A 21169-nucleotide genomic window follows, 5' to 3' on the forward strand; every position below is an offset into this window, starting at 1 on the left:
CTGTGGATTCCACGATCGCCCCCCCCATGGAGGACTTAATGAAGCTGACCCACCTGCACACGACCTCGAAAAACGGCGGATGCCCCGAGCTGTACGAGACCGACAACGACACCTACGTCGTGCAGGGCACCCGCGTCACCGACCCGGAAGCCCTCGCCAAGCTCCGCGAGCGTGGTCTCCCCGACCACGAGACCGCGGTCGAGGTACCGAAAGCGCTGCTTGACTACCTCGTCGCGAAGCGGCTCGACGACGCGAAGAGCACCGTGTGACCCGGACGCACCTGAACCCGACCGACGAGTTCGCTGCGCTGCTGCGTTCGGTGCGGCGCTCGTCGTGGCGGTGGGAATGCCAAGGCGAGTACGCCGTCGACCTCCCGGAAGTCGAACGGTGGCTGGCCGGCGAGCCCGCCGTCGAGACCGACGACGACCGCGCGTGGCTTGCCCACCTCGCCCGGCTGCGCGCCGACGGCATCCCGTTCCAGCGTGTCCGCGTCTACCCGGAGCCGATCACTGAATACATCGCCTGGATGCGGCAAGCGATCGGACCGAACGTCGCGGCGGGCGAGGACGTGCGTTGGCTTCCTGAGCGGATTGCGCGCGAGCACGGCTTGCCTGGCTACGACTTCTATTTGCTCGACGATGAGCGAGTGGCCATTCTGCAGTTCACCGACGACAAGGAACTTGCTGGCGTGGTGGTCGACGACGACCCGACCGTCCTCGCCGAGCATCGAGCATGGCGCGACACGGCATGGCCAATAGCGACCCCGCACGCGGAGTACGCCACGATGGCGCGGTGACTGAGCGGGACCATCAGATCTTCGCGAGCGAACTGCGCCGGCTGCGGACCAGCGCCGGATTCGAGACGGGCAAGGAATTCGCTGCCCACATCGGCTGGGTCGCCTCGAAGGTGTCGCGCATCGAGAACGCGCGCACCGTCCCGGCGGACGCCGATCTCGATGTTTGGCTGCCCGCAGTCGGCGCAGACGAAGAAACCGAGGCTCGTCTGCGCGGTGCCCTGGTCGACCTCCGGCTCGCGCGAGACCGCTGGAAACAGCAGCTGCGCCGCGGGCATTCCGAGCGGCAGCACGTCGAAGCCGTCGCGGAACGAGACGCCACCTTCATCGCGTCCGTCGAACTGTTCCTCATTCCCGGTCTGGTCCAGACACCCGGTTACGCGCGGCTGGTGTTCGAGATGGCCGCGGAGATGCACGATACGCCGACCGACACCGACGAAGCGGTCCGCGAGCGGATCCGGCGGCAGGACGTGCTCTACGACCCGAGCAAGCGGATCGAGATCCTGATCGGGGAGTCCGCTCTGCGGTACCCGATCTGCGACGTGCCGATGCTGCGAGTCCAGATCGACCGGTTGCTCAACCTCGTCGGCCTGGCGCACGTCCGGCTCGGCATCGTCCCGCTCGACTCGAAGCTGCCGACGATCACGATGCACGGCTACACCGTGCACGACGACACCGTGCTCGTCGAGGTCAACCACACCGAGATCACCGTCACCGAGCCGACCGACGTCGCCCTGTACGTGGGCATCACCGAGAAGCTGTGGGAGATCGCGGTAGAGGGCGACGAGGCGCGTGATCTGCTGCAGCGAGTCCTCCGCGCGCTGTAGCTCGCCGGTCGGAGGCTCGAACTGGCTGCGTCGCAATAGTGGACGGTTTTTGGACGGTTTCGGCGTCGGTGTTCGAGCTGGTGCCTGGCCAGACGTGCGCTGACCAGGCACCGGAGTGCCCCCGGCAGGACTCGAACCTGCGACCTAGAGATTAGAAGGCTCTTGCTCTATCCAGCTGAGCTACGAGGGCCCGGGCGGCTGACAGCTGCTGACCTCCAGCATGGGCAGCTTAGTCATCGCCAATCTCTCGATCGTTCGACACCGTCGAATCGTTTCAGCTTCCGTTCGTCGGATTTGCGGTTCTTCGGGGGCGGAATGCCACAGCGCGCGACGGTTCCGGCACGCACTGCGCGGGGAAGCGGTCTGGTGCGGTGAGCGGGCGGCGGTTTGTGCAGCCTGGACATCTGGATCTCCTGGTTGGTCCGACGGGGTCGGGGCGTTGCGGGCGGGCAGGGAGTGCGGCGATCTTGTGATGTTGGGCGTCTGGCCTGGGCGGGGACAGTTGGGCTGTTCGGCGGTTGTGGTCAGGCAGTGAGGTGTGAAGGCGGACCAGGTTGGGTGTCTGGTCAGGCAAGCGGTGGTGGCATGGATCGGCGGCTGATCGGTCCGGAGGCTGATGCGAGGCGGGTACCGGTGCGCGGCGGGCCTGGTTGACCTGCGCCTCAACCTGGCGGCGGGCGGGTGCCGGTGTGGGGCAGTGCCGGATGTCGCAGCCGAGCATCACCCGCGCGGGGTGCCGGTATGTGGGGGTGGACAAGGGAGACCTGCGGCGAACCTGACGTGGGCGGGCATCGGTGAGCAGCGGCGGACCCCGCAGCCGAGCCTGATCCGGGCGGGTGCCGGTGTGCTGCGGGACGGACCCGGTAGCCGGGCTTGACGCGGGGTGGCATCGGTACGCGAGCGGCGGACTGGGGCAGACCCGCGGCCGGACCGGACACCGGACGGGCATCCGTCTGAGCTGCGGCGGACCAGGGCGGAACCCAGGTTTCACCTCCCGGTTCCCAGTGTGGAGGGGGACCCGAGTTCCGGCTCCGCACTCCCAGCGCGGGGCCGGGGGCGGGACCTGGGTTTCATCTCCCGGTTCGCAGGTCGGGTTGGGTACGGAACTCCGGTTTCGCCTCTCGGCTCGCAGGTCGGGGCCGAGAGCTGAACCCAGATCTCGCCTTCCGGGCTCCCAGCCCGGGCAGGGAGCGGAATCCGGGCGTCGCCTCCCGTTCCCCGTGCGGATCGGGGGCGGGACCCGGGTTTCGACTCCCGACTTCAGCGCGGGTCGGGGCCGAGGGCGGGACTCGGGCCTGGCCTCCCGCCACCGGGTCGGGGCCGGTGGCGGGACCCGGGCCTCGCCTCCCGCCGCCGGGTCGGGGGCTGGGGCGGGAGGCGAGGGGTCCGAGGCCCGTGGGCGCGGATCTTCCGGGCTGCGCGCCCACGGGCCGGGGGGCCGCTCGGGGGTGCGGCCCCCGGGCCGGCGAACTGGGGCTGCGAGTCGACTCGTCCTGGAGCTGCCTCGTTCGCCTGGCCCGGTCTCGGGGGGCTATTCCCACACTTTCAGGGCGCGCACCGCGAACGGGGACTGCGGAACGTACGTGCCGCCGCCCGGATAGGTGATGAAATCGCCCTCCGTGGAACAGTCTGCTCCTTGGTAGATGGTGACGTCGCGGGTCATCCGGTTGACGAAGGAATGGCCTTGGAATCCCTCGGGCAGGGGAATGCAATCACCCGGATTTACCGTGCGCAGGTCATAACTCTGTGCGCTTCCGGAATAGGTTTCGGTGTCCCACAGGCAGAACTCGCCGGCACCGCAGGCGGGAGCGGGCGGATCCGCCGGAGCGGCTTGGGCCAGGCCGGACGTGGTGAGGAGACCGGCGGTGACCAGCAGCAGCACGCCGGGCAGGCGGGACGGGGCGGCGGGCCGGGAGCGGCGACCCGGGAAAGGCAGCAGGCGGCGGAACATCATGGGAACTCCCCCTCAATCGAAGCGGTGCCGGCGAAGGGGCCGGCGGTATCCCGGGAAACCGGGCGTGTTCTCCACCTTGGCGGGTTTCGTGCGATTTGTCTGCCCGCATTCCTACGTCTGTGGACAAGTAGTTTCCCTTCACCCGGAAGAGACCTAGTTGTCCACAGATCGCCGAACGGTCTTGCTAAATCGCCGCGGTGCTTTCGCGGACTGCCAGCGACACCGGGAGTTCGATCGGCGGGGGCACGGGCGACGCGGCGAGGAGGTCCATCACCAGTTCTCCGGCGACGCGGCCCTTGCCTGCCAGGTCCTGGCGCACTGTCGTCAGAGGTGGTTCAGACCACGCTGCCTGCGGAGTGTCGTCGAAACCGACGATCGAGACGTCCGCAGGGACGCGCAGGCCCAGCCGGTGGGCGGCGGCGATCGCGGCGAAGGCGAGCTGGTCGGACATGCACAGCAGGGCCGTCGGACGCACCGGAGCGGTGAGCAGTTCGGTGGCCGCCCCGCGGGCGGTCGAGGCGGAGAGCCAGGGGGCTTCGGTGATGGTGATGTCGGTGATCCCGGCGGCGGCGAGCGTGTCGAGGTATCCGGCGAGGCGTTCCCGGGTGCCGTGGAAGGCGCTGGTGGCCGCGGTGCCGGAAAGGCGCGGGGCGGCCAGGATTCCGAAGCGCCGATGGCCCAATTCCACTAAATGGCGCGCGGCCAACGCCGCGCCGCCGCGGTCGTCGCACCCGACTCGGGCCGTTTCCGGGAGCGGGGGCTGGTCGATGACCACCAGCGGCAAACCCCGTGCCCGCACGGCTTCCAGCGCGGGAGTTCCGTCGGCGAGGGAGTACGCCACGGCGATATCCGCTTGGGCGGCGAGGACTCGCGACGCCGGCGGGCCCTCCTCGGCTTCGCGGCCGGGCAAGAGCAGCAGTGCATTCCCGGTCGGTTCTACGGTTTTCGCAAGCGCGTCCAGGGTGATCGACAGCGCGGGGTCGGAGAAGGCCGCCGACAGCGACGAATCCAGCAGGAAAGCGATCGCGCCGGTGCGGTTCGTGGCGAGGCTGCGGGCGGTCGGGTTCGGACCGGGGTAACCGAGTTCACCCGCCACGCGCAGAATCTGCTCCCGCAACTGCGTCGACAGCTGGTCAGGCCGGTTGTAGGCGTTCGACACAGTGGCGCGCGACACCCCGACCGCCTCCGCGACGTCGTCCAGCGTCGGGCGGCGGCGACGGCTGCTGGTCATCGGGGGAGCATAGAGGAAAGCCTTGCGGTGCACCGGATTCCGTCCGGCAACCCGGCTCGACCAGCGCAAACGCCGCGAACGGGCGATGCGCGGAGAGACCCACCCCCGTGCCGCCGCGCGCGCGACCGGCCTAGTCTCGTACTGTGAGCTCGGAACCTGTGACGAAACCCGCCCCGAACCGCGGACGCAAGACCAGTGTGCTTCCGCTGCTTTCGGTCGGAGTCGTGCTCGCGGCGGTCGTCGCGGTCGGGCTCGTCGCGCTCACCGGCGGCGCGGGTTACGTCATCGCCGGATTGCCGGACCCCGGCCTCGTCACGCGCTACGGCGTCACGGTGGTCCGCGTGCTCGCCGAGGCGTCGTCGGTCGTGTGTGTCGGCGCTTTGCTGCTGGCCGCTTTCCTCGTGCCGCCACAGAAATCCGGCACGCTCGCCCCCGAGGGGTACGCCGCGGTCCGCACCGCCGGGTTCGCCGCGTGGGCGTGGTTCGCCGCTTCGATCCTGTCCGTCGCGTTCACCGCCGCGGACAGCGCGGGCAAGCCGTTCGGCGACGTCCTTTCCCCGGACACCCTGCTCAGCCTCGTCAGCGCGATCGAACAGCCCAAGGCGTGGCTCTGGACGGCGCTGATCGCGCTCCTGCTCGCCCTCGGCTGCCGCCTGGTGCTCAGCTGGGGCTGGACGGCGGTGCTGTTCTTCCTGTCCGTCGCCGGGCTCGTCCCGGTCGCGGTCACCGGGCACTCGGCCAGCGGCGGCTCGCACGACCTGGCCACCAACAGCCTGCTGTTCCACCTCGTCGCGGCCGCGCTGTGGGTCGGCGGCCTGCTGGCCGTGCTCGCGCTCGGCTGGCGGCGCGGCAAGAACCTCAGCCTCGCCGCGCAGCGGTTCTCCAAGCTCGCGCTGGTCTGCTGGGTCGTGATGGCGGTGTCCGGCATCGTCAACGCGCTGGTCCGGATCAATCTCGGCGACCTCTTCACCACCGACTACGGCCTGCTCGTCGTCGCCAAGATCGTCGCGCTGCTGCTGCTCGGCGTCTTCGGCCAGCAGCAGCGCAGCCGCGGCGTCGCGAACCTCGTCGACGGCAAGGGCGGCAGCCAGCTGCTGCGGCTCGCCGCCGTCGAGGTGCTGATCATGTTCGTCACCATCGGCATCGCGACCGGCCTCGCCCGCACGCCACCGCCGCCGGACGCGGTCACGCAGCCGGGCACCGTCGAACTCCTCATCGGCTACGACCTGCAAGGCCCGCCGACGTTCTGGCGGCTGCTCACCGACTGGCGGTTCGACCTCGTCTACGGCACCCTCGCGATCGTCCTGGCCGGCCTCTACCTGGCCGGCGTGCGGCGGCTGCGCAAGCGCGGCGACGCGTGGAAGGTCGGCCGGACCGTCTCGTGGCTCGCCGGCTGCGCCGTGATCATGCTGGCCACGTCGTCGGGCATCGGCCGGTACGCGCCCGCGATGTTCAGCGTGCACATGGGCAACCACATGCTCCTGTCGATGGTCGCGCCGGTCCTGCTGGTGCTCGGCGGCCCGGTCACGCTCGCCCTGCGCGCACTCCCGCCGGCCGGCCGCGAAGGCGCTCCCGGACCGCGCGAATGGCTGCTGGCCGCCGTGCACTCGCCGGTGTCGCGGTTCCTGACGAACCCGATCGTCGCGCTGCTGCTGTTCGTCGGGTCCTTCTACGGCCTGTACTTCTCCGGCCTCTTCGACAACGCGCTCAACTACCACTGGGCGCACCTGGCGATGAACGCGCACTTCCTGCTCGTCGGCTACGTCTTCTACTGGCCGGTGATCGGCGTCGACCCCGCGCCGCGGCGGCTGCCGCCGGTCGGCAAGCTCGGGATGATGTTCGGCGCGATGCCGTTCCACGCGTTCTTCGGCGTGATCCTGATGAACATGCAGACCGTGATCGGCCGCGAGTTCTACTCGTCGCTGAAGCTGCCGTGGGTCGGCGACCTGCTGACCGATCAGCGGCTCGGCGGCGGCATCGCGTGGGCCTCGGGCGAGGTCCCGGTGCTGCTCGTGCTGATCGCGCTGCTGGTGCAGTGGGCCCGCCAGGACGAGCGCGAGGCGAAGCGGCGCGACCGGCGCGAAGAGACCACCGGCGGCGAGGAACTGGCCGCCTACAACGCGATGCTGAAGAACCTCGCCGAGGGCAAACGGGCGGAATAGCGCGCCGGAAACAATGTCGCCGGAGTGACCTCGACTTGACCCTGGGTAGCGCGGTGGTGACCGCCGTCAAGCCGCCGGAGGAGCCACTCTACGATCGCTGTCATGGCCGAGTTCATCTACACCATGAAAAAGGTGCGCAAGACCGTCGGGGACAAGGTCATCCTCGACGACGTGAGCACCGCCTTCTACCCCGGAGCCAAGATCGGCGTCGTGGGCCCGAACGGCGCCGGCAAGTCGACCGTTCTCAAGATCATGGCGGGGATCGAGCAGGCCAGCAACGGCGAGGCGTTCCTGCAGCCGGGCGCGAGCGTCGGCATCCTCATGCAGGAGCCGGAGCTGGACGAGACCAAGACGGTCCGGCAGAACGTCGAGGAGGGGCTCGGCGACACCAAGAAGAAGCTCGACCGCTACAACGAGATCGCCGAGCAGATGGCGACCGACTACAGCGACGCGCTGATGGAGGAGATGGGCCAGCTCCAGGAGGAGCTGGACCACGCCGACGCCTGGGAGCTCGACTCGACCGTCGAACAGGCGATGGACGCGCTGCGCTGCCCGCCGCCGGACGAGCCGGTCACCCACCTGTCGGGCGGCGAGCGCCGCCGCGTCGCGCTGTGCAAGCTGCTGCTGTCCGCGCCCGACCTGCTGCTGCTCGACGAGCCCACCAACCACCTGGACGCCGAAAGCGTGCTGTGGCTGGAGCAGTTCCTCTCCAACTACAAGGGTGCCGTCCTGGCCGTCACCCACGACCGGTACTTCCTGGACAACGTCGCCGAGTGGATCATGGAGCTCGACCGCGGCCGCGTCGTCGGCTACGAGGGCAACTACTCCACCTACCTGGAGAAGAAGCGCGAGCGGCTCGAGGTCCAGGGCAAGAAGGACGCCAAGCTCGCCAAGCGGCTCAAGAGCGAGCTGGAATGGGTGCGGTCCAACGCCAAGGCGCGCCAGACCAAGTCCCGTTCGCGGCTCGACCGCTACGAGGAGATGGCCGCGGAGGCGGACAAGCACCGCAAGCTCGACTTCGAGGAGATCCAGATCCCGCCGGGCCCGCGCCTGGGCAGCGTCGTGGTCGAGGTCGAGAAGCTGCGCAAGGGCTTCGACGACCGGGTGCTCATCGACGGGCTTTCCTTCGACCTGCCGCGCAACGGCATCGTCGGCGTGATCGGCCCGAACGGCGTCGGCAAGACGACGCTGTTCAAGACCATCGTCGGGCTCGAGGAGCCGGACGGCGGCACGGTCAAGATCGGCGAGACGGTCAAACTGTCCTATGTGGACCAGAGCCGCGGCGGGATCGACCCGAAGAAGACCGTGTGGGAGGTCGTGTCCGACAAGCTCGACTACATCCACGTCGGGCAGACCGAAATGCCCTCGCGCGCTTACGTGAGCGCGTTCGGCTTCAAGGGCCCGGACCAGCAGAAGCCGGCCGGCGTGCTGTCCGGCGGCGAGCGCAACCGGCTCAACCTCGCGCTGACGCTCAAAGAAGGCGGGAACCTGATCCTGCTGGACGAGCCGACGAACGACCTGGACGTCGAAACGCTGGGCTCGCTGGAGAACGCGCTCGAGCAGTTCCCCGGCTGCGCCGTGGTGATCTCCCACGACCGGTGGTTCCTCGACCGGGTCGCGACGCACATCCTCGCCTGGGAGGGCACCGACGAGGACCCGGCGAAGTGGTTCTGGTTCGAGGGCAACTTCGAGGGCTACGAGAAGAACAAGGTCGAGCGCCTCGGCGCCGAAGCGGCGCGTCCGCACCGGGTCACCCACCGCAAGCTGAAGCGCGACTGACCGGCGCGGGGGGTCCCGAGTGGAAACCAGCAGGCACAACCGGCCCAGCCCGTCCGCGACCGCGGACGGGCGGCCCGCCGTTGCCCGTGGCGGGACCCTCGCCGACCTCGGTCGGCTGATCGACCGGGCGGAAGCTCTCCGGTTGCGGGCACCCGAGCTGTCGCTGGTTCTCGGCGAGCGCTCGGCCGCGCTCGCGGAGGCGGCGGGCGCGGACGGGCACTGGATCCGGGCGGAAGCGCTCGTGGTGTCCGCTCGCGTGCGGACCGGGGCGCGGACGTCCACGGTCGGCCGCGCGGTCGCGGCTTTGCGCGCGGCTGAGCACGCCGGATACGCGACGACGGCGGCGCGGCTGCGCGTCGACCTCGCGATCTGCGCGCGCAGCCTCGGCGTTCCACTGATGGGGCTGGCCGCGCTGCGGCCGGTGCTGTCCGAGGACGTGCCGCCGTCGCTGCGCGCCGAAGCGCTGTGCCATCTCGTCGGGTGCCTCGCCCAGTTCGGCCGGAAGGCGGAGCTGGACCGGGTGCTCGTCGAGGCGGACCGGTTGCTGGTGGCCGACGATTCGCTCGACGCGGACGACCGGCTGCTCATGCGGGCGTTGCTGCGCAACGGAACCGCGGCGCACCGGCGCCGGCACGGGGACCTGACCGCGGCCGCGGACGCCGCGCGGACCGGGCTCGGGTTCCTGGAGAAGATGGACCGTCCCCGCGACGACGGCGGTCTCGTCCGGATCCGGCTCGTGCTGCAGCTGGTCAGCACGCTGCTCGATCGCGGCGACGCGGACATGGCTTACGACATCGCCGAGCCCGTGCTGCGGGAACCGGTGCGTGCCGCCGGGGTCGCGCCCGCGGCGTGGCTGCGGCTGGCGGTCGCGACCCGCGTCCACCTGCCCTCCGGCGCGGGAGACGCCGCTGCCGAGCTGGTGCGGGAGGCCGTCGCGGCCACCGACCGGCACGGGCTCGCGGCCGTCACCGCGCGGTTGTGGCTGGAACTCGCGCAGATCGAGGAACGGTTCGGCAGCGCGGAAGAGGCCATCGGGTGCCTGCACCGGGCGCGGGCCGCGGAACACGTGCATTCACGCGCCCGGCGCCAGGCGTGCGGGCTGATCGCGGGCGAGCTGGGCGGCGACTCGATCGCCTCGATGGACCTTGACGACGTCCTCGCCGCGTCCGCTCCCCGCGACGGTCGCCCGGTGTCGATGGAGGTCGAGCCGCGGGTCGCGGCCGAGGAGACCTCGGTGATGCCGGCGATCCGGGACGTCCCCGCCGAGCGGCCGGACCCGGTCGCGGCTCCGTTGCCGGTCGTTCCGGCGCAGGTCGAGGTGGCCGCTGAGCCGGTCTCGGCTTCGGCGTGGGTCGAGGCGGCGGAGAAGAAGCCGGCGTGGTCGTTCCGGCGGGCCGCGGCGGAGACGGAGGTCGAGCAGACCTCGGTGCTTCCGGCGATCCGGGAATCGGCCGAGGAGGCCCCGCGGACGGGCGGACGGCGGCGGGCGGAGGACCGCAAGTCGCCGGTGCTGCCGGGATGGGCGCGGCCGTTCGGGCGGAAGGACGCGGAAGCGCCTGCACCGCGGAAGCGGGCGGCTGCCGAGCCGGGCGGCCGGGAAGAGGCTTCGCGGGCCGAGTCGGGTCGTCCGGCGCAAGTCGCCGAGAACGCGGCTGAGGCGCGGGCTTCCCGGGCCGACGTGTCCGTTCCGCGGTCCGAGACGCCGCAGAAGAGCACGGCGGACTCGGCCGCTTCGCAGGTCGCGGAGACCGTGCCCGGTCGTGCGGTGAAGAAGGCCGAGGACACCTCGGTTCGCTGGCCGGAGAAGCCGCCGGCGGCGCGTCGGTCGGCGGAGGACGCGCCTGCCCGCCGGGAAGAGAAGACGCAGTCCGACGAAACGAAGATTCCGTGGGCGCGGGAGGAAACCCCTCGTCGCGCGGCGGAAGAGACCGACGAGCCGCCGAAGTTCTCGCTGCGGATGCCGGATCTGTCGGACATCCTGCCGGAGCTGCCGCTCGCCCCGGCTCCCGCGGACGAGCCCGCCGCGCCGTTGTGGGAAAGCGCCGAGTGGGCGCAGGAGGAAGCGGCCCGCCGCGACGTGCGCGGGCGCAAGACCCGGCACGACGCCGAACACGGCTCGGTCGCCGCGAAGTCCGTGCTGGACCGGCTGGGCATCACCGCGACCGGCGGAGGCGGCGGACGGCGCCGGGCGGACGAGCCCGGACGCGCCGAATCCGCCGCGGCGGAACCGGAACCGGCGGCGAAGGACAAGCCGGACCTGGCCCCCGCGCCGCGGCCCGAGGAACCCGAGCCGGTCGAGGAGCCCTGGCTGCCGCGGTTGCGGATGCCGCCGGCACTCGACCCGCTGTCCGACATCGACGCGTGGACTCCGTCGGAGCAGCCGTTCCCGGAGGGCTACGCGCGCGCCATCGCGGAGGACGAACCGCCGCCGGACGCCGGTCTCGCGGAACTGCTCGCCCGCGCCCTCGCCGAACACCAGGCGGGCACCGCGAGCGCGGCCGCGCTGGTGAAACGCCTCGGCCCGAACGACGAACCGAAGCCGATCAACGGCCGCGCGACCGCGGACCGCCACCGCAACAACGGCGACTGAAAGTTCCCGCGCCGCAAGGGAAGCGCTGGCACGGCCGGGCAGATTCCGCGGCAGGGCAAGGAATCGCGCATCGACGCGGACGCGACTTTGGGTTTAGCGGTCCGTGAAGGGCTCCTTGCGGGAATCTGATTCCCGCAAGGAGCCCTTCACGGACTTCTGCGGGAGGCAGCCACGCACCTCCGCGCAAGTACTCCGTGCCGGAGCGGAAAAGCTCCGCCGCTCGTCGCGTTTTGCGCTGCGCCAAGCGGTTTTCCCAGTCACTGGCTGGACGCGCCGAGATTATGCGGCAACGAGCCACCCGGGCCCGCCGATCTGCGAGCACCCCGCGATTGCCCCAGCCTGAAAGCGAGGCTGCTCCGCCCAGCCCACCCCGCTCCCTCCGCCGCAACGGAAGAATTAGCCCGTACGGGTGGGAATTCTCGCAGGGGAGGGACGCAACCTTTTCCGTTCTCGCCGCGGGCGATACGGACACTGAACCGATCCCGAAGCGGCCGCCGCGCCCGCGAAACCGGCGCTCCGGCCTCGTGCCAAGCCTTTTGCCGGAAACCGCCCGCGCCGAACCCGCCGGTAGCTGAACCGATCCCGCCCGAGCGCGCCGCCGGGGATCCCGGAAACGAACCTTAAGTCTTTCCCCGCCGCGCACGGGGGCGGTCGAGCGCGGATTAGGGTGAGGGATGTCCGGCACGTTGTGGTGACGGACGCATCTCGGTCTCGCACACTGGAGAGTTGCTCAATGAGCTCGACGGGAGTCTCGTCCCCGCCCGATGTCGGCACCGAAGCCGGCGCCGCCCGCCGCACGGCCAGCCCGGAACAGATCCGGGACGAGCTGATCGACACCGCCGCGGCGCAGGCGCCGGAGATCGCGGACCTGATCCGCTTGTACTACCGGCACATTCCGGCCGACGAGATCGTCGGCGACGAGCCGGTCGCGCTCGTCGGCGCGGTGCGTTCGCACCTGCAGCTGGCGAAGAAGCGCATGCCCGGGCGCCCGGCGGTCCGGCTGCTGAACCCGACCACCGCCGAGGACGGCTGGACGCGCGACGCGACCGTCGTGCAGGTCGTCACCGACGACATGCCCTACCTCGTGGACAGCGTCACCGCGGAGTTCGCCCGCGACGGCGTGCAGGTGCAGCGCATCGTGCACCCGATCGTCGTGGTGAGCCGCGGCCTGACCGGCGAGCTGGAGGGCCTGCACCTGGACGCCGACCCGGCCGATCCGCCCGCCGGCGCGTCCGCGGAATCGTGGATGCTCGTGGAGATCGACCTCGTCACCGACCCGCAGCGGGCGCGCGAGCTGGACAACCGGCTGACGTCGGTGCTCGGCGACGTGCGCGAGGTCGTCGAGGACGCCGAGAAGATGGCGCAGACGGCCTGCTCGCTCGCGGAAACGCTGGAGCAGCACCCGCCGAAGCTGCCCGGCGACGAAGTCACCGAGGGCGCGCGCCTGTTGCGCTGGCTCGCCGACGGGCACTTCACCTTCCTCGGTTACCGCAAGTACGAGCTGGTCGACAGCCCGCAGCCGAACAGCGACGAGCCCGCCCTGCGCGCGGTTCTCGCCTCCGGGCTGGGCGTGCTGCGCCAGGACAGCCTCGCCGCGCGCAGCCTCACCGCGGGCCCGGACAGCTCCGTTGACGCGCTCGCGCCGTCGCTGCTCGTGCTCACCCAGGCCAGCGCGCCGAGCACGGTGCACCGTCCGGTCTATCCGTACTACGTCGGCGTGAAGACGTTCGACGACCAGGGCAAGGTCACCGGCGAGCACCGGTTCCTCGGCATGTTCACCACGACCGCGCTGCACGAGAACGTGCTCGACATCCCGGTGGTCGGCCAGCGCGTGCGCGAGGTGATCCACCGCGCCGGGTTCCCGATGGAATCGTTCTCCGGCCAGCGGATGCTGGAGGTCCTGCAGAACTGGCCGCGCGCGGACCTGTTCTCCGCGGACACCGATTCGCTGTACTCCACGACCACCGGCGCGATCACGCTGTCCGACCGGCGACGGCTGCGGCTGTTCCTGCGCCGCGATCCGTACGGCCGCTTCTACTCCTGCCTGGTCTACCTGCCGCGCGACCGCTACACGACGCGCTCGCGGCTGGCGATGCAGGAAGTGCTGCTGGAAGAACTCGAAGGCACGCAGCTGGAGTACAGCGCGCGCGTCGGCGAAACGCTGCTCGCGCAGGTGCACTTCATGGTGCACACCGACCCGTCGAACGTCATCGAGCCGGACACGCTGCGGATCCAGGAACGGCTCAACACCGTTGTGCGCAGCTGGGACGACCGGCTGGTCGAGGCGATCATCGCGGAGCGCCGCGAGCGTGTCGGCGACGGCAGCCCGACCGGGATGACGGGCGAGGAGTCCGCGGTCGACCGGGGCCAGCGCTTCGGCGCGGTGTTCCCCGAGGCGTACAAGGAAGATTTCACCGCCGAGGACGCGCTGGCCGACCTCGCCAAGCTCGACACCCTCTCGGACGAGGGCGACCTCGCGCTGTCGTTCTACCTGCCCGCGGACGCCGAACCGGGCGAGCGGCGGTTCAAGCTCTACCTGCGCGGCGAGGGCGTCACGCTGTCCAAGGTGCTGCCGGTGCTGCAGGCCATGGGCGTCGAGGTGGTGGACGAGCGGCCGTACGAGCTGTTCCGCGAGGACGGCGGGGCCAGCTGGATCTACGACTTCGGCCTGCGCGTCGACAAAAAGGGCCTCGAGGAAGCGGACGAAGCGGCCGCGATCGAGGTGCGCGAACGGTTCCAGGACGCCTTCCATGCCGCGTGGCAGGGCGACGCGGAGGTCGACGGCCTCAACGCCCTGGTCCTGCGGGCCGGGCTCACCTGGCGGCAGGCCGCGGTGCTGCGGGCCTACTCGCGTTACCTGCAGCAGGCGCGCAGCCCGTTCTCCCAGGCCTACATCCAGAACACGGTCGTCAAGCACACCGAGGTCGCGACGAAACTGGTGCGGCTCTTCGAAACCCGCTGCGACCCGCAACTGTCCGATGTGGACCGCAAGACGCACGAGGAATCGCTGACCGCCGAGATCTCCTCGATGATCGACGAGGTCACGAGCCTCGACGAGGACCGGATCCTGCGCAGGCTGCTCGCGGTCGTCAACGCGACCCTGCGCACGAACTACCACGTGCGCGACGCCGACGGGAACCCGCGGCCGTACCTGGCGCTGAAGCTCGACCCGAGCGGCGTTCCGGAGCTGCCCGAGCCGCACCCGAAGTACGAGATCTTCGTGTACTCGCCGCGCGTCGAGGGCGTGCACCTGCGGTTCGGCGAGGTCGCCCGCGGCGGCCTGCGCTGGTCGGACCGGCAGGAGGACTTCCGCACCGAGATCCTGGGCCTGGTCAAGGCGCAGGCGGTGAAGAACGCGGTGATCGTGCCGGTCGGCGCGAAGGGCGGCTTCGTGGTGAAGCGCCCGCCGCGGCCCACCGGCGACGCCGGGGTCGACCGCGACGCGCAGCTCGCCGAGGGCATCGCCTGCTACCGGATGTTCATCTCCGGCCTGCTGGACCTCACCGACAACCGCGTCGAGGGCGAAACCGTGCCAGCGCCGAACGTGGTGCGCCACGACGCCGACGACAGCTACCTGGTCGTCGCGGCGGACAAGGGCACCGCGAAGTTCTCCGACATCGCCAACGAGGTCTCGGCGCAGTACGGCTTCTGGCTCGGCGACGCGTTCGCGTCCGGCGGTTCGGTCGGCTACGACCACAAGGCCATGGGCATCACCGCCAAGGGCGCGTGGGAGAGCGTGAAGCGGCACTTCCGCGAGCTGGGCAAGGACACCCAGACAGAGGACTTCACCGTCGTCGGCATCGGCGACATGATGGGCGACGTCTTCGGGAACGGGATGCTGCTGTCCGAGCACATCCGGCTCGTCGCGGCGTTCAACCACATGCACATTTTCCTCGACCCGAACCCGGACGCCGCGTCGTCGTACGCGGAACGGCGGCGGCTGTTCGACCTGCCGCGCAGCTCGTGGGACGACTACGACCGCTCGCTGATCAGCGAGGGCGGCGGGATCTACCCGCGCTCGGCCAAGACCGTCCCGATCAGCCCGCAGGTCCGCGAGGCGCTCGGCCTCGACGAGGGCGTCACCAAGCTCGCGCCGATGGACCTGATCCAGGCGATTCTGCTGGCCCCGGTCGAACTGCTGTGGAACGGCGGCATCGGCACCTACGTCAAGGCCGAGAGCGAAAGCCAGGCCGCGGCGGGCGACAAGGCCAACGACGCGATCCGCGTGAACGGCAACCAGCTGCGCGTGAAGGTCGTCGGCGAGGGCGGCAACCTGGGCCTGACCCAGCTGGGTCGCATCGAATTCGCCCGCAACGGCGGCAAGATCAACACCGACGCGCTCGACAACTCGGCCGGCGTCGACTGCTCCGACCACGAGGTCAACATCAAGATCCTGCTGGATCACCTGGTGGCGGGCGGCGAACTGGAGCACGCGCGGCGCAACGAGCTGCTCGGCGAGATGACCGACGAGGTCGGCGCGCTCGTGCTCGCGGACAACTACCGCCAGAACGCGGTGCTCGGGGTCAGCCGGGCGCACGCCGGGCCGATGGTGTCGGTGCACGCGCGGCAGGTGTCCGCGCTGGTCGCGAAGGGCGCGTTCGACCGCAAGCTGGAGGCCCTGCCGTCCCCGTCGCAGTTCCGCGCGCTGGAGAAGGCGGGCGAGGGCCTGACCTCGCCGGAGCTGGCGACGCTGCTCGCCCACGTGAAGCTCGACCTCAAGGACGAGCTGCTCGCCTCCGACCTGCCCGAATCCGAGGTGTTCACCCGCAGGCTGCCGGAGTACTTCCCGGCTCCGCTGCGGGAGCCGTTCGCCGCGGCGATCGCGCAGCACCCGCTGCGCCGCCAGATCATCACCACGCTGATCACCAACGAGCTGGTCGACGGCGGCGGCATCTCGTTCGTCTACCGCCTGATGGAGGAGATGAACGCGACCGCCACCGACGCGGTGCGCGCGTACGCAGTGGTCACGCACGTCTACGACCTGCCGCGGCTGTGGACCGAGATCGACGCGCTGGACAACGTGGTGCCGACCGCGGTCGCGGACCGGATGGTGCTGGAGACGCGGCGGCTGCTCGACCGGGCCGCGCGCTGGTTCCTGACCAACCGCCCGCAACCGCTCGCGCCGCTGGCCGAGATCAACCGGTTCGGCCCGGTGGTCGCGGAACTCGGCCCGAAGCTGGGCGAGCTCCTGCGCGGACGCGAACTGGAGTCGGTGGAGCAGGACGCGGCCGCCCTGGTCGACGAGGGCGTGCCCGCCGACCTCGCCCGCCGGGTGGCGCTGCTGCTGCACAGCTACGGCCTGCTCGACGTGGTCGAGGTGGCGGAGCTGGCCGAACAGCAGGTCGGGCTCGACGCGACGCACACCCCGGCCGACACCGCCGAGCTGTACTACGCGCTGTCGGACCACCTGGACATCGACAAGATGCTCACCGAGATCAGCGCACTGGAACGCGGCAACCGCTGGCACGCCCTCGCCCGGCTCTCGCTGCGCGACGACGTGTACGGTTCCCTGCGCGCGATCACGCTCGACGCCTTGCGGCACAGCGACCAGGACCTGTCGGTCGACGAGCAGATCGGGCAATGGGAGAAGGCCAACGCGTCGCGGCTTTCGCGGGCGCGCGTGGCGCTGGACGAGATCACCCGTTCCGGGCGGCTCGACCTCGCGACGCTGTCCGTGGCCGCGCGCCAGATCCGGAGCACGGTGCGGTGACATTCGTTTCCCACGTCCAGCCGCGATGGTCGGACATGGACGTGTACGGGCACGTCAACCACGCGAACGTGGTGACGCTGCTCGAAGAGGCCCGGGTCCCCGTGCTGTTCGGCGAAGCCGAGCGCGCGGGGCTCACCGAGCTGCCGAAGGGCGTCGTGGTCGTGAAGCTCGCCGTGCACTACCGCGCGCCGATCGTCGCGGCGCCCGGCCGCTCGGTGCGCGTGGAGATCACGCTCACCGAGCTGAAGGCCTCTACGGTGACCCTCGGGTACGTCGTGCGGACCGGCCCGGACGCGACCGACCCGGTCGCGGTCACCGCGGAGACCGTGCTCGCCCCGTACGACACGGTCAACCTCCGGCCGCGCCGGTTCAGCGACGAGGAAACCGAATTCCTCAAGCGGGTGCTGGCCGATGCCTGAGCTGCGGATTCCGGATCCGGACGACCGGGAGACGCTCAGCGCGTTCGTCGCCCGCGCGGTGCGGCTGGACGGCACGACCGCCGTCCGGCTGCGCCGCCGGGGCGACGACGTCGTCGAGGCGTGGACGGCCACGCCGTTCGAGGTCCTCGCGACCCGCGCGGTCGCGGGCACGGTGACCCCGGCGGACGTCACGGTGCCCGGCAACGAACTGCTCGCGGCGCTCGCCGTCGCGGGCGGCGAGGTGATGGACCCGGGTCCCGCGCGTGACCTGCTGTGGCACGCCGAGCTGCCGGTGTCCGACCGGTGGCAGAAGGTCGACGAGCTGCCGGTCGGGGTGGTGTCGGATCTCGCCGATCGCGGCGTCGCGCTCGCCCGCGACAACGCCGGGCCGCACGGCACGCCGCCCGCCTCGCTGATGGACCAGGCGGTGCTCACCGTCACCGGGGGAGACCTCGAGGTCAAGGTCCAGATGCGGTGCCTGTTCGCGCTGTCCGGGATGGGGTTGTTCGACTCGTCGATCGACGGTGACGTCATCCGCGTGACCGCCACTGATTCGTGGCTGCGCCTCGACGCCCGCTACGGCGCGGTGCTGAAGCGGCGCCAGGCGTTGCTGCCGCTGGTGTTCTGAGCCGGTCCGCTGGCGGGAGCCCGCCGGCGGCGCCATCGTGAACGGATGACCGAACCCGACGGCGACCCGACCGCGGACTTCCTCGCCGAGGTCCGGCCCGAGGAGACGCCGTGGCGCACGGACCGGCCCGCGGACGCGGCCGGGGAGCCCGTGCCGAAAGCCGGGCCTGAACCCGGTCGTGCCCGGTCGGTGGTGCGCGCGGTGGGGGAGGCCGCGCCGTATGTCCAAGCAGGACTCTTCGCCGCGTGGATCGCCATGTCGATCGCCGATTCCTCGGACGGCGGCGGCTCTTCGAGCGATTTCGGCGGCGGCCAGACGGGTTGATCGCGGCTGCGGGGGTTGTCCCAGCGGGTAGAGTCGGAGTCCGGTCCAGCTGCCGGATGCCCGATCCGGTGCGGCCCCGATCATCGCGACCGCCGGCCTTCGCGCGATGGCCCGACCCCGGTTCGGTTCCGCGCGAAGCGGAGACGGCGGCGGAAGAGGAGACCCATGCTCCTGTCCGGTCCGGAACGTCCGATGTCCCTGCCCACGGCCGACGATCCGCAGGTGCTGCGGCAGGCGCTGGCCGCTTACGTGCGCGAGGTCGCCGCCGCGGTCGGAGTGTCGGTGGAGTGCACGTCGTGCGAGGTCACCGACACGGTCACCGCGTATGTCGCGCTGAGCGGCCGGTCCCCGCGGTTCCCCGGCCGGGATTTGATGCTGCTGTGGACCATGCGGCAAGGCTGGTCGGTGGCGGTGGAGACGACGCCCGCCGAATCCCCGCAGCCGGTCGCCCAGTTGGGCGGCGACGTGACGCCCGCGCCGGAGCGGGTGCGGCGGTTCGTCGCGGACGTCCTGAGCTCGGCCGAAAAAGCGGGGAGTCCGGGGCCGGCGCTGGCGGTGTCCAGCCACGGCGACCTGCGGACCCGGCTCGAGGAGCGGGTCCGCAGGGCCTGAGTTCGCTCAGGCGGCCTTGAGCTTGCGCGCGAGACGTTCGGGCCGGGGCCAGCGCACGTGCGAGGCCCAGCGGAACTTCTCGAACATCCAGATCAGCCGCGCCGAGATGTCGAGCTGACCGCGGCCGACGCCGTGCCGGGCCCCGGTCGGGTCGGCGTGGTGCGAGTTGTGCCAGGACTCGCCGAAGGACGCGATCGCCAGCGGCCAGAAGTTCGCCGACCGGTCGCGCGCCTCGAACGGGCGCTCGCCGATCAGGTGGCACAGCGAGTTGACCGACCAGGTCACGTGGTGCAGCACCGCGACCCGGACCAGCCCGGCCCAGAAGAACGCGGTCAGCGCGCCCCACCAGCTCATCGTGATCAGGCCGCCCAGCAGCGCGGGCAGCAGCAGCGTCCCGACGGTCAGCACGGGGAAGAGCCGGTCGATCGTCCGCAGGTCGGTGTCGTCGAGCAGGTCGGGGGCGAAGCGGCGCGGGTTGGTCCGGTCGCGGCCGAACAGCCAGCCCATGTGCGCGTGCCAGAAGCCCTTGGCGAGCGCGGCGGGCGACGTGCCGAAACGCCACGGCGAATGCGGGTCGCCGTCGCGGTCGGAGTACGCGTGGTGGCGGCGGTGGTCGGCGACCCAGTCGATGACCGGTCCCTGCATGGCCATGCTGCCCGCGACGGCGAGCGCGATCCGCAGGCCGCGGCGGGCGCGGAACGAGCCGTGCGTGAAGTACCGGTGGAAGCCGACGGTGATGCCGAGGCCGCTGACGCAGTAGAAGGCGGCGGCGAGGCCGATGTCCAGCCAGCTCAGCCCCCAGCCCCAGGCCAGGGGCACCGCCGCGGCGACCGCGACGAGGGGGACGACGGCGAAAAGCTTCACCAGGAATGCCTCGGTGCCGCTCTTGCGGCCGGCGAGCATGGGCTGGGGCGATTTCGGGGGACGCTGGACGGTGCTCTGGGTGTCGATGGGTAACGCTCCTACTCGAGCTGGTCCGGCCGCCGCGCTCTGCGGGGCCGAGGCCGATGCCGCGGCGCGAGCCGAGCGGAGGGGAGCCGCTCCGGGGGACACGCCGTGCGTTGCGAACTGACCGGGCAGGGGAGGGCCGTGCGGCCAGTCGCGACCTGCCCTGGTCAACGGGTGATCTCGCGTCCGGGTTCCCAGGACGCGGAAGACCTCGTGCGCCCGGGAACATTCACCGGGGCGCACCGGATTGCCGAACGACGTCGGCCGCCGCGGGCGGAAAGTCCGCCCCGGCGCGGGTTCCCCCTGGTGCGGAAAGCTCTCGCACCAGGGGGAACACCGGGAAAACTCAGACGGCGCGAACGCCGGTGGCCTGCGGGCCCTTCTGGCCCTGGCCGACCTCGAACTCCACGCGGGCGTTCTCCTCAAGGCTGCGGAAACCGTTGCCCTGGATCTCCGAGTAGTGCACGAACACGTCGGCACTGCCGTCGTCCGGGCTGATGAACCCGAAGCCCTTTTCGGCGTTGAACCACTTCACGGTGCCTTGCGTCATAAAAACGATCTCCATCGGATCTCAACATCAGATGCCACCTCGGCATCCGGGCCGGCAACCGACGGAGTGTCTTCCGGGAAGAGAAACACCACGCCCGCTACATCTTGCGAGCGTAGCTGCGGGACGTACCCACCGCACGAACACAAAACACGACCAAGGCCAGTAAAGCATGCCGGAGCCGGTCCCACCAGGGCTGCCGCCCGAACGGTCCACTGTGGACGTCGCGGCGCGCGCGGCGGGGACGGGCTCGCGGGCAGGCCGGGGGCGGGGAGTAGCGTCTGGAGCGTCGAGAAGTCTCACCGTGCGCCGGCGTTCGAGCCGGCGTCGTCCCCGGCGGGTCCGTTACGCACGGAATCGCCGGTGGCCCCTTCCACCTCGACGAGGAGCGACATGCGCTCGGAACGACGTCCGCTGTCCGCCGAAACCAGTGAATTCGCCCGTGCCCGGGTGTCCGCCGAACAGGACCTGCGCGTCCAGCAGGAACACGCCGCCCGCACCGTCGCGGGACACGCGCACGACGTCGACGATCTGCGGGGATTGCTCGCGATGCTGGGTCTGGAGGCGGGTGCCCGCGTCTGAGCCGCCGGGTGCGCTCGCCGGTGTTGAGGTTGGTGGCCGGTGCGGTGGGTTGGCCGTGGCGGG

At 70.9% G+C, this 21169-nt stretch carries 16 protein-coding genes and 1 tRNA gene; 12 read left to right on the forward strand and 5 right to left on the reverse strand.

Annotated elements, in window-relative coordinates:
- Positions 1-38 precede the first annotated feature (38 nt).
- From H5411_RS34985 to H5411_RS34995, 3 genes are read left to right on the forward strand one after another with little or no spacing between them, the layout of a single operon-like run.
- Positions 39-269: a hypothetical protein gene (locus H5411_RS34985; protein WP_183126292.1), complete on the forward strand. Its 231-nt coding sequence runs from the start codon at positions 39-41 to the stop codon at positions 267-269.
- Entirely contained in the window at positions 266-796 is a 531-nt protein-coding gene (locus H5411_RS34990; protein WP_183126293.1) for a DUF6879 family protein, read from the forward strand. The genes H5411_RS34985 and H5411_RS34990 overlap by 4 nt, the downstream gene beginning before the upstream one ends.
- Positions 793-1620 (forward strand): helix-turn-helix domain-containing protein, encoded by an 828-nt coding sequence (locus H5411_RS34995; RefSeq protein WP_183126294.1) that lies wholly within the window; start codon positions 793-795, stop codon positions 1618-1620. Before H5411_RS34990 ends, H5411_RS34995 begins: the two co-directional genes overlap by 4 nt.
- Before the next feature lie 116 nt (positions 1621-1736).
- Here the strand turns inward: H5411_RS34995 and H5411_RS35000 are convergent.
- The 3 genes from H5411_RS35000 to H5411_RS35010 form a co-directional block, all read right to left on the reverse strand.
- Positions 1737-1810, reverse strand: a tRNA-Arg gene (locus H5411_RS35000).
- Positions 1811-3151: 1341 nt separating this feature from the next.
- Positions 3152-3571 (reverse strand): peptidase inhibitor family I36 protein, encoded by a 420-nt coding sequence (locus H5411_RS35005; RefSeq protein ID WP_167441818.1) that lies wholly within the window; start codon positions 3569-3571, stop codon positions 3152-3154.
- A 187-nt stretch (positions 3572-3758) separates the two neighbouring features.
- Positions 3759-4805, reverse strand: coding sequence for a LacI family DNA-binding transcriptional regulator (locus tag H5411_RS35010; protein WP_183126295.1), 1047 nt, complete (start codon positions 4803-4805; stop codon positions 3759-3761).
- A gap of 143 nt (positions 4806-4948) precedes the next feature.
- Between H5411_RS35010 and H5411_RS35015 the strand changes: the two genes are divergently transcribed.
- From H5411_RS35015 to H5411_RS35050, 8 genes are all read left to right on the forward strand, one after another.
- Positions 4949-6967: a bifunctional copper resistance protein CopD/cytochrome c oxidase assembly protein gene (locus H5411_RS35015; protein WP_183126296.1), complete on the forward strand. Its 2019-nt coding sequence runs from the start codon at positions 4949-4951 to the stop codon at positions 6965-6967.
- Between the two features lie 102 nt (positions 6968-7069).
- A complete protein-coding gene (gene ettA, locus H5411_RS35020; RefSeq protein WP_101434088.1) occupies positions 7070-8746 on the forward strand; it encodes an energy-dependent translational throttle protein EttA in 1677 nt (558 codons plus the stop codon).
- 19 nt (positions 8747-8765) lie between these two features.
- Positions 8766-11336, forward strand: a complete 2571-nt coding sequence (locus H5411_RS35025; RefSeq protein WP_183126297.1) for a hypothetical protein — start codon at positions 8766-8768, stop codon at positions 11334-11336.
- Positions 11337-12069: 733 nt separating this feature from the next.
- The gene (locus tag H5411_RS35030) at positions 12070-17046 is read left to right on the forward strand and encodes an NAD-glutamate dehydrogenase (RefSeq protein WP_101434090.1); all 4977 of its coding nucleotides are present in this window, start codon (positions 12070-12072) and stop codon (positions 17044-17046) included.
- On the forward strand, positions 17043-17465 hold the full coding sequence (locus tag H5411_RS35035) for an acyl-CoA thioesterase (RefSeq protein ID WP_101434091.1): 423 nt from the start codon (positions 17043-17045) through the stop codon (positions 17463-17465). The genes H5411_RS35030 and H5411_RS35035 overlap by 4 nt, the downstream gene beginning before the upstream one ends.
- Complete coding sequence (locus H5411_RS35040) at positions 17458-18093, forward strand: hypothetical protein (RefSeq protein WP_101434092.1); 636 nt, start codon at positions 17458-17460, stop codon at positions 18091-18093. The genes H5411_RS35035 and H5411_RS35040 overlap by 8 nt, the downstream gene beginning before the upstream one ends.
- 45 nt (positions 18094-18138) lie before the next feature.
- Entirely contained in the window at positions 18139-18417 is a 279-nt protein-coding gene (locus tag H5411_RS35045; RefSeq protein WP_101434093.1) for a hypothetical protein, read from the forward strand.
- A 192-nt stretch (positions 18418-18609) separates the two neighbouring features.
- Positions 18610-19029 (forward strand): DUF6292 family protein, encoded by a 420-nt coding sequence (locus H5411_RS35050; RefSeq protein WP_101434429.1) that lies wholly within the window; start codon positions 18610-18612, stop codon positions 19027-19029.
- Positions 19030-19035: 6 nt separating this feature from the next.
- Here H5411_RS35050 and H5411_RS35055 read toward each other — a convergent pair whose 3' ends face one another.
- Together H5411_RS35055 and H5411_RS35060 are read right to left on the reverse strand one after the other, a co-directional pair.
- Entirely contained in the window at positions 19036-19932 is an 897-nt protein-coding gene (locus tag H5411_RS35055; protein WP_101434094.1) for an acyl-CoA desaturase, read from the reverse strand.
- A gap of 391 nt (positions 19933-20323) precedes the next feature.
- Positions 20324-20527, reverse strand: a complete 204-nt coding sequence (locus H5411_RS35060) for a cold-shock protein (RefSeq protein WP_101434095.1) — start codon at positions 20525-20527, stop codon at positions 20324-20326.
- A 390-nt stretch (positions 20528-20917) separates the two neighbouring features.
- Here H5411_RS35060 and H5411_RS35065 point away from each other — a divergent pair, with 390 nt between their 5' ends.
- The gene (locus H5411_RS35065; protein ID WP_009081303.1) at positions 20918-21106 is read left to right on the forward strand and encodes a hypothetical protein; all 189 of its coding nucleotides are present in this window, start codon (positions 20918-20920) and stop codon (positions 21104-21106) included.
- The last annotated feature ends 63 nt before the right edge of the window (positions 21107-21169 follow it).

This window comes from Amycolatopsis echigonensis (genome assembly GCF_014174495.1).
Taxonomy (GTDB): domain Bacteria; phylum Actinomycetota; class Actinomycetes; order Mycobacteriales; family Pseudonocardiaceae; genus Amycolatopsis; species Amycolatopsis echigonensis.

Coding starts and splice junctions, on each gene's coding strand:
- H5411_RS34985 (WP_183126292.1), top strand. CDS start 39: ATGAAGCTGACCCACCTGCACACGACCTCGAAAAACGGCGGATGCCCC.
- H5411_RS35045 (WP_101434093.1), top strand. CDS start 18,139: ATGACCGAACCCGACGGCGACCCGACCGCGGACTTCCTCGCCGAGGTC.
- H5411_RS35060 (WP_101434095.1), bottom strand. CDS start 20,527: ATGACGCAAGGCACCGTGAAGTGGTTCAACGCCGAAAAGGGCTTCGGG.
- H5411_RS35065 (WP_009081303.1), top strand. CDS start 20,918: ATGCGCTCGGAACGACGTCCGCTGTCCGCCGAAACCAGTGAATTCGCC.
- H5411_RS35010 (WP_183126295.1), bottom strand. CDS start 4,805: ATGACCAGCAGCCGTCGCCGCCGCCCGACGCTGGACGACGTCGCGGAG.
- H5411_RS35050 (WP_101434429.1), top strand. CDS start 18,610: ATGTCCCTGCCCACGGCCGACGATCCGCAGGTGCTGCGGCAGGCGCTG.
- H5411_RS35005 (WP_167441818.1), bottom strand. CDS start 3,571: ATGTTCCGCCGCCTGCTGCCTTTCCCGGGTCGCCGCTCCCGGCCCGCC.
- H5411_RS35030 (WP_101434090.1), top strand. CDS start 12,070: ATGAGCTCGACGGGAGTCTCGTCCCCGCCCGATGTCGGCACCGAAGCC.
- H5411_RS35055 (WP_101434094.1), bottom strand. CDS start 19,932: ATGCTCGCCGGCCGCAAGAGCGGCACCGAGGCATTCCTGGTGAAGCTT.
- H5411_RS35040 (WP_101434092.1), top strand. CDS start 17,458: ATGCCTGAGCTGCGGATTCCGGATCCGGACGACCGGGAGACGCTCAGC.
- ettA (WP_101434088.1), top strand. CDS start 7,070: ATGGCCGAGTTCATCTACACCATGAAAAAGGTGCGCAAGACCGTCGGG.